This is a genomic window from Mycobacterium sp. (assembly GCF_032162605.1).
GTDB lineage: Bacteria > Actinomycetota > Actinomycetes > Mycobacteriales > Mycobacteriaceae > Mycobacterium.
The window spans coordinates 1-7499 of the sequence record NZ_JAVROT010000283.1 but is presented as its reverse complement, the minus strand read 5'-3'; the positions used below and the strand labels follow the sequence as shown (position 1 = coordinate 7499).

General features: G+C 66.6%; 8 protein-coding genes and 1 pseudogene. 8 read left to right on the top strand and 1 reads right to left on the bottom strand.

Going from position 1 to position 7499, the window contains the following annotated elements; genetic code table 11:
• The 4 genes and pseudogenes from QOI01_RS16645 to QOI01_RS16630 all read left to right on the top strand — a co-directional run.
• Positions 1–134 (top strand): annotated as a pseudogene (locus tag QOI01_RS16645) (pyridoxamine 5'-phosphate oxidase family protein); the annotation flags it as partial.
• Positions 135–534: 400 nt separating this feature from the next.
• Entirely contained in the window at positions 535–1866 is a 1332-nt protein-coding gene (locus tag QOI01_RS16640) for a bifunctional 3,4-dihydroxy-2-butanone-4-phosphate synthase/GTP cyclohydrolase II (protein ID WP_526382776.1), read from the top strand.
• 22 nt (positions 1867–1888) lie between these two features.
• The gene (gene ribH / locus QOI01_RS16635) at positions 1889–2371 is read left to right on the top strand and encodes a 6,7-dimethyl-8-ribityllumazine synthase (RefSeq protein WP_526382774.1); all 483 of its coding nucleotides are present in this window, start codon (positions 1889–1891) and stop codon (positions 2369–2371) included.
• Positions 2368–2868 carry a PH domain-containing protein gene (locus QOI01_RS16630; protein WP_526382772.1) on the top strand — a complete coding sequence of 167 codons (501 nt, stop codon included), beginning with the start codon at positions 2368–2370 and terminating at the stop codon, positions 2866–2868. Before ribH ends, QOI01_RS16630 begins: the two co-directional genes overlap by 4 nt.
• Here the strand turns inward: QOI01_RS16630 and QOI01_RS16625 are convergent.
• The gene (locus QOI01_RS16625; RefSeq protein WP_526382770.1) at positions 2843–3307 is read right to left on the bottom strand and encodes a GNAT family N-acetyltransferase; all 465 of its coding nucleotides are present in this window, start codon (positions 3305–3307) and stop codon (positions 2843–2845) included. The two genes, QOI01_RS16630 and QOI01_RS16625, sit on opposite strands and share 26 nt — an antisense overlap.
• A 68-nt stretch (positions 3308–3375) precedes the next feature.
• On the opposite strand from QOI01_RS16625, the gene QOI01_RS16620 reads away from it, so the two are divergent.
• From QOI01_RS16620 to QOI01_RS16605, 4 genes are all read left to right on the top strand, one after another.
• Positions 3376–4119, top strand: coding sequence for a hypothetical protein (locus tag QOI01_RS16620; RefSeq protein WP_526382768.1), 744 nt, complete (start codon positions 3376–3378; stop codon positions 4117–4119).
• Positions 4116–5450 (top strand): MurL-like N-terminal domain-containing, encoded by a 1335-nt coding sequence (locus QOI01_RS16615; protein WP_526382766.1) that lies wholly within the window; start codon positions 4116–4118, stop codon positions 5448–5450. Before QOI01_RS16620 ends, QOI01_RS16615 begins: the two co-directional genes overlap by 4 nt.
• A gap of 8 nt (positions 5451–5458) precedes the next feature.
• Positions 5459–6784 (top strand): UDP-N-acetylmuramoyl-L-alanine--D-glutamate ligase, encoded by a 1326-nt coding sequence (gene murD / locus QOI01_RS16610; RefSeq protein ID WP_526382764.1) that lies wholly within the window; start codon positions 5459–5461, stop codon positions 6782–6784.
• A gap of 63 nt (positions 6785–6847) precedes the next feature.
• Positions 6848–7499, top strand: a 652-nt coding sequence (locus QOI01_RS16605) for a GIY-YIG nuclease family protein (RefSeq protein WP_526382762.1), incomplete at its 3' end; no start/stop codon positions are given.

The window sequence follows — 7499 nt, the reverse complement described above, 5'->3', positions numbered from 1 at the left end:
CGAAGCGGCAAGAACTTGATGTCCTCAACCGCAGGCAGTGTCTGGATCTACTGCAAAGGGTGCGGGTGGGTCGTCTGGTTTTCACCGAGGACGCTCTGCCTGCGGTGCAGCCGGTGAACTTCCGGCTCGGCCGTCCTTGATCACCCGCAAGGGCCCGGGATACGAGAGTGTCGTATCCCTCCTCAGGGGCGTGGATATTGTCCACACCCCTGGTCACCCCTCACTGACTTGACCTGACCGGCAATGGCTGGCTCAAACATATTCAGCGCGGCTGGCTCGGGTGCGACCAGCGTCTACGCTGGTGAAGCGCACCGCTGGCTCGCCTCTACTCGCCAAATATGTGGAGCGGCTGCTTTCCACCGCGATTGATCTCGTCGCCCTTCAGCCAAACCCCTGGTAGACGGCGGGCAATAACCCACGCGTCTCAGTGGTTCATACTGAAGTCGGTTGACATGGTCCTAGGCGAAGTAGGCGCGCAGAGCTGCGATCAACGCAGCGGTGTGCCCAAATCGCCTAACTGAAGTGGGTGACGAGATGACGAGGCTTGATTCCGTCGAGCGGGCAATCGCCGACATGGCCGCGGGCAAGGCGGTAGTCGTCATCGACGACGAGGATCGCGAGAACGAGGGCGACCTGATCTTCGCCGCCGAGAAGGCGACCCCAGAACTCGTGGCATTCATGGTGCGCTACACGTCGGGCTACCTGTGCGTCCCGCTCTCCGGTGAGATCTGCGACAAGCTCGGCCTACTTCCGATGTTCGCGGTCAACCAGGACAAGCACGGCACCGCCTACACCGTCACCGTGGACGCCAAGAAGGCCCCGGGGACGGGTATCTCGGCGTCCGATCGCGCAACGACCATGCGCGTGCTGGCAGATCCGAACGCCGTCGCCGACGACTTCACCCGACCGGGACACGTCGTTCCGCTTCGTGCCAAGGAAGGTGGCGTCCTGCGTAGGCCCGGCCACACCGAGGCAGCCGTCGACCTGGCCCGGCTGGCCGGCCTGCAGCCGGCGGGCGCGATCTGCGAGATCGTAAGCCAGAAGGACGAAGGCGAGATGGCCCAGACCGACGAGTTGCGGGTCTTCGCCGACGAGCACGACCTTGCGCTGATCTCCATCGCCGACCTCATCGAGTGGCGACGCAAGCACGAGAAGCACATCGAGCGCATCGCCGAGGCGCGCATCCCGACCCGGCACGGACAGTTCCGCGCGGTCGGCTACACCAGCATCTATGAGGACGTCGAACACGTCGCGCTGGTCCGCGGTGACATCTCCGGACCCGAGAGCGACGGCCACGACGTGCTGGTGCGGGTGCACTCCGAATGCTTGACCGGCGATGTGTTCGGTTCCCGCCGCTGCGACTGCGGCCCGCAGCTCGACGCGGCGATGGCCATGGTCGCCCGCGAGGATCGCGGAGTCATTCTCTACATGCGCGGACACGAGGGTCGCGGCATCGGACTCCTCCACAAGCTGCAGGCTTATCAGCTTCAGGACGCCGGTGAGGACACCGTCGACGCCAACCTGAAGCTCGGCCTGCCTGCGGACGCCCGCGACTACGGCATCGGCGCGCAGATCCTCGTCGACCTCGGGATTCGGTCCATGCGCCTGCTGACGAACAACCCCGCCAAGCGCGTCGGCCTCGACGGTTACGGCCTGCACATCATCGAGCGGGTGCCGCTGCCGGTGCGGGCCAACGCCGAGAACATCCGCTACCTGATGACCAAGCGCGACCGGATGGGGCACGACCTGACCGGTCTCGAAGACTACGACGAGTCCGTCAAGATGAACGGGTACGACGAGGGTGTCTACCTGCTCGGCGATCGCCTTCCGCCGACGGCGACCGACCCGGGCGGAGCGTCGCAGTGAGCAGCGAGGGTGGAGCCCGATCATGAGCGGTGGCGCAGGTGTGCCGGACATGCCCGCGGTGGATGCCTCCGGGCTGAAGCTCGCGATCGTGGCCAGCACGTGGCACGCCACCATCTGCGACGCGCTGCTCGACGGGGCGCGCAAGATGGCCTCGAATTCGGGTGTGGACGATCCCGACGTGGTCCGTGTGCTCGGTGCCATCGAGATACCCGTCGTCGCGCAGGAACTGGCGAAGTCGCATGACGCCGTCGTTGCCCTCGGTGTCGTGATCCGCGGTCAGACACCACATTTCGACTACGTCTGCGACGCCGTCACGCAAGGGTTGACGCGGGTGTCGCTCGACGAGGGGACGCCCGTCGCCAACGGCGTACTCACCACGAACGACGAACAAGAGGCCCTCGACCGCGCCGGCCTGCCCGGATCCTCCGAGGACAAGGGCGCCCAGGCGGCCGCCGCCGCGCTGTCGACCGCGCTGACGCTGCGTAGCCTGCGCGCCGGCTCGTGACCGGCTCCGCTCCCGTGCCAGAGGGTCGCTCCGCTCCCGCCGTCGACCTGGAGGTCCGGCCCCATCTCACGCCCTACTTCGCCTACGCCGCCGCCTTTCTGATCGCCGCCGCCCACATCACCGTCGGGTTTCTTCTGAAGATCCGCTCGTCGGGTGTGATCTTTCAGACCGCCGATCAGGTTGCCATAGGTCTGTTGGGCGTGATCATCGGCGGCCTGGTCCTCATGTTCGCGCGGCCGCGGCTGCGGGTGGGTCCCGAAGGACTGTGGTTACGAAACCTGTTGGGGTATCGACTTATCCCGTGGTCGGAGGTCGTCGACGTGTCGTTCCCGCCGGGCGCCAGGTGGGCACGGGTCGACCTGCCCGACGACGAATACATTCCGCTGATGGCGATTCAGTCGGTCGACAAGGAGCGCGCAGTCGATGCGATGGACGCCGTCCGCAGGCTGTTCGCGCGTTATCGCCCGGACGTCAACCGACCCTCAGCGACATCGTGAGCTCGCGTGCAGTACGCGAGGCCTCGATGACGCCGAAGCCTAGCTGCTCGTAGACACCGCGGGCCGCGGCGTTGGCCACGTCGACCCGCAACGTCACGATACGTGCGCGTTGACTGCGCGCCCAGTCCACCGCGGTGGACACCAACTCGTGCCCGAGCCCTCGGCCGCGCATCCCGGGTTCCAGCCACAACGAGTACAGGTACACCGATTCGACACTCTGCCGCTGAGCGCCGATCAGGCCGACGAGGTGACCATCGGTGCACACCGCGAACTGTGCGTGCGCGCGAAGCCGTCGCCGCCACTGTGCCGCGGTGAACGTCACTTCCTGGCGGTACTGAGGGTCGGCGGGGCCGAGCGTGTCCGTCAACGCGCGCAGCCGGATGGTGGCGAACACGCGCCAGTCCGATTCGACGAGTCGGGTGACCATTGGGGCACTCATGCGGCGTCGCATGGCTCCTTCGTGCGGTGCGTTAGAATCTGCTGATAGTGACCGATTTTCGCATGTCGATGACCACTCCGGAAATCGATCCTCCGCAACTCCGCGCCACCCAGCTCATCGCGCGTCCCGGGACCCTTCCCACCATCACCTTTCCGATCACCGGCTCGTCCGTTCCCGACGTCGAGGGCATCTGGCGATATCTCGGCGAGCCCGCCGAATTCTTCGGCGTTCGCATGCCGGTGCTCGACGACCTGGCGGCCGCGATCTCGGTCTTCACCACGACCCTCCGGGAGGACGTGGCCCTGGTAGCCGCGAGCGTGACGATCGCCGAGACCGACGACGCGCCGCAGATCCTGGTGACGGGGTCGACGGTGCAACCGATGGGAATCGAGCCGGTGCGCATCGACGGCGGTGGATCAATGCCACCCGCACGACGTGCGGCCGATCCGTGGTGGCGGCGGATGGCCGCACGGACGACGAGCCGGGGCGAGGCGGATCAGCTCGAGCGCTGGCTCAACAGCCGGAGCTTCGCCGATGGCGTGTCCGACGGCCAGCCGATTCTCGGGGCGCTGGTGTTCGAGACCGACGGCGAGGTCGTCGGCGTCGAGAACCCCGAGCCGACGTCGGTACTCGAGCAGTTGGCGCGGTGCGGCGTCATCGCCGTGCTCGACCGGGTCGACCAGTGCCCGACCCACGCCGGCCGGGCGTGGTGGCTCTCGCCGCGATACCAGACGCATCCGGTCGCCGAACTCGACGGCAGGCGCTTCACCGTGGAGCCCGAGGCGTTGCCGCCGTTCGCGAGGTGGTCATGAGCAATTTCGACCCGGCGGCATACCATGCCATGACCATCGACGGCTACGACGTCGCCGACGGCACGTTCACAGTGCACTACACGCTGCGCGGCAACGGGTCTGACGACGTCGCCTTCTCCGAGGTGGTGGACTTTCGGGCCGCGCTCGGCGACCGCGAGCCCGACGACCGGCTGCTGCGGCTGCTGGCGCTCACCTGTTCACCCAGTTACTTCAAGGCCGCCGCGCGGCCTCGGATCGAAATCACCTTCCCCACTGAGGGATTCGAGCGCAACTACCTTCGCGAACTCATCGCAGGTGGGCTCGGCGAGTTCGCCTACCGCAACTCGCTACCCGACGCCTTGACTCCCGAGATCACGGGTCCCGACGCCGTCGGCCCGGCCATTGGTGTCGACCGCTGGGACGCCGACGCCGATCCGCTGGTGCCCGTGGGCGGCGGCAAGGACTCCGTCGTGACCATCGAGGCCCTCAAACGCCACGCATTTCGCCCGACGCTGTTCAGCGTCAACAAGTTCGATCCCATCGACCGGTGTATCGACATCAGTGGACTCGACAGCGTGCGCGTGACACGGAGCATCGACCGCAGGCTCATCGAGGTCAATGCGCAGGGCGCTCACAACGGGCATGTACCCGTCACGGCGATCAACAGCGTCATCGGCCTGATCGTCGCCGACGCGAACGGGCTCGGACCGGTAGTGCTCTCCAACGAGCGGTCGTCGAACGTCGGCAACGTCACATGGCAGGGCCGCGACGTCAATCACCAATGGTCCAAGAGCATCTCCTACGAGTCGCTGCTGCGCGACACACTGTCGCAGTACGGGCTCAACCCCGACCGGTACTTCTCGCTGCTGCGGCCCCTCTCGGAATCACAGATTGCCGACCGCTTCCGCGACAGCCCGCAGTACTTCCGTGACTTCATCAGTTGCAACCGGCCGTTCGCCATCGACTCCGGTCGCCGGGGTGCGACCTGGTGCGGGCACTGTCCCAAGTGCATCTTCGTCTTCGGGCTCATGGCCCCTCGGCTGGGCCGCACCGAGGTGGAGGCGATCTTCGGCAGGAACCTCTTCGCGGACGCGGACAATCGCGCCGGCTTCTGCGATGTGGTCGGGTTGGGTGCGCACAAGCCGTTCGAGTGTGTCGGCGAGTACTACGAAGCCGCTGAGTCCCTCGTGTCGGTGCTCGACGCCGACGAGTGGCGCGGCGTGCCACTCGTCGAGGAGTTCCGGTCCCGGCGCGATGAACTCGAGAAGGTCGCCGCCTCCGACGAATCGGAGCGGGAAGGGGCGGCGGCCGTGAACTACGTGCCCGCCCGCTACGCCGCGGCGCTGGACTAGGGCTGCGAATGACCTTCGAAGGCTTGGGCACCAGCCGGTCGCAGCCCGACCTCGAGGGTCTGACCGTCGGCATCTGGGGTTTCGGCCGCGAGGGAATCTCGATGGCGAGAACCGCCGCGGCCGCCGGGGCGGCACGAATCGAGGCAGTCGACGACGCCGGTCGCCGACCCTTCGAGGAGCCCGAGGGGATCGCGAATCTCACGGTATTCCGTGGTCCAGAACACCTCGCCCGGCTGGGGGACTGCGACGTCGTCTTCGTCAGTCCCGGCGTGCCCTGGCGCCAACCGGTCTTCGAGGAGCTGCGCGACTCGGGGATCCGGATCTCCAGTGCGGCTGACTGGTTCATGTCTCGACACGGCTCGTCGACCATCGGGGTCACTGGCACCAAGGGCAAGAGCACCACCGCGTCGTTCCTCGGCCACCTGCTCAACCAGATCGGCGTCGACGCCCTCGTCGCAGGCAACATCGGCACCCCGCTGTCAGACCTTTCGCCCGACGGGAACGTCGTAGTCGTCGCCGAGTTGTCGAGCCAGCAGGCCGCACTGTTGACCACGTCACCCGCGGTGGCGATCGTCACCAATCTCTACGAAGACCACCTGGACTGGCACGGCGACAGGGATTCGTACTACCGCGCTAAGGCGAACGTGTTCCGCAATGGCGCCCACGCCCTGGTGACGACGCCCGAGGTGGTAGCCATCCTCGAACGGCTCGGCGGGACCATCGAACCCGAGTTGCGACTCGTCGACCCCGCCGACGTGCGACGCACCGGAGGCCGGTCGGTGATGGACTACGAGCACAACGTCGTGAACGGGGCGCTGGCCGCGCTCGCCGCGGAGGAGCTGATCGGCAGGCCCGTGACGACGGACGAGATCGACACCGCCGTGCGCACCTTCCACGGTCTGCCGCACAGACTGCAGACCGTGCGGACGACGGGACGCATCCGCTGGATCGATGACACTCTGGCGACGACGGGGGAGAGCGTCGCCGCGGCGCTGCGCGCCATGGATCCCGACGACCACATCGCGTTGATCGTCGGCGGGATGGATCGCCAACTGAACTACGACCAGCTCGACGCCTACCTACGAAGTGGTGCTCGTCAGGTGTCGCTGATCCAGTCGCCGACCAACGGCGCAGCAATCGGACGCGGATTTGCCCAAGAGAGTCCGTCGCGGACCCACCTCGTCGACAACCTGGAGGCGGCGGTGCGCATGGCGGCGTCGCTGTCGGACGTCGACGTCGTCCTCTTGTCGCCCGGCGCTGCCAGCTACGACCTCTTCACCAACTACGAGGCGAAGGCGTCTGCGTACTGCGGTTTCATCGACGCGATGACGTGATCGATCCCATGTATGTGTGTCCGGTGGGCCTCGCCTGTCGGATCGCGAACTAACCTGGAACCCGTGCCCGATCCAGCGACCTACCGGCCTGCCCCGGGCTCGATACCCGTCGAGCCCGGGGTCTACCGGTTCCGCGATCCGCACGGACGGGTGATCTACGTCGGCAAGGCCAAGAGCCTGCGGAGCCGACTCAACTCCTATTTCGCCGACCTGTCCGGTCTGGCGCCGCGCACCAGGCAGATGGTGATGACCGCGGGCAGTGTCGAATGGACGGTCGTCGGCACCGAAGTCGAAGCGTTGCAGCTGGAATACAACTGGATCAAGGAGTTCGACCCGCGGTTCAACATCCGCTACCGCGACGACAAGTCGTACCCGGTGCTGGCGGTGACCCTGAACGAGGAGTACCCGCGACTGTTCGTCTATCGCGGCCCACGCCGCAAGGGTGTGCGCTACTTCGGTCCGTATTCGCACGCCTGGGCCATCCGCGAGACCCTGGACCTGCTGACGCGGGTGTTCCCGGCGCGCACGTGCTCCGCCGGGGTGTTCAAGCGGCACAACCAGATTGGCCGCCCATGCTTGCTCGGCTACATCGACAAGTGTTCGGCGCCGTGCGTTGGACGCGTGAGTGCCGAGGAACATCGCAGGATCGTGCTCGACTTCTGCGACTTCCTGGCGGGTAAGACCGACCGGCTGGCACGCGACATGGAGCAGCAAA